At 68.4% G+C, this 626-nt stretch carries 1 pseudogene; it reads left to right on the top strand.

From position 1 onward, the window contains the following. Positions 1–626 (top strand): annotated as a pseudogene (locus ABGB14_RS50030) (DNA-directed RNA polymerase subunit beta); the annotation flags it as partial.

The following is a 626-nucleotide window of genomic DNA, read 5'->3' as shown; positions in this document are numbered from 1 at the left end:
CCCCCTACCGCAAGGTGGTCGACGGCAAGGTCACCGACCAGATCGACTACCTCACCGCCGACGAGGAAGACCGTTTCGTCAAGGCGCAGGCCAACACGGTGCTCAACCCCGACGGGTCGTTCGCCGAGGCGCGCGTCCTCGTGCGCACCAAGGGCGGCGAGACCGAGCTCGCCCGTGCCGGGGAGGTCGACTACATCGACGTGTCGCCGCGCCAGATGGTGTCGGTGGCCACGGCGATGATCCCCTTCCTCGAGCACGACGACGCCAACCGGGCGTTGATGGGCGCCAACATGATGCGCCAGTCGGTGCCGCTGCTCAAGAGCGAGGCGCCGCTGGTCGGCACCGGCATGGAATACCGCGCCGCCACCGACACGGGCGACATGGTCAGCGCCGAGAAGGCGGGCGTGGTCGAGGAGGTCTCGGCCGACTACGTCACGGTGCTCAACGACGACGGCACGCAGACGACGTACCGCGTGGCGAAGTTCAGGCGCTCCAACATGGGCACCTCGTTCAACCAGAAGCCCATCGTCGCCGAGGGCGACCGGGTCGAGGTCAACCAGGTGATCGCCGACGGGCCGTGCACCGACCAGGGTGAGATGGCGCTCGGCAAGAACCTCCTGGTGGCG

Source organism: Nonomuraea sp. B10E15 (assembly GCF_039871615.1).
In the GTDB taxonomy this organism is placed as follows: domain Bacteria; phylum Actinomycetota; class Actinomycetes; order Streptosporangiales; family Streptosporangiaceae; genus Nonomuraea.
This window is presented reverse-complemented; position numbering and strand designations above follow the sequence as displayed.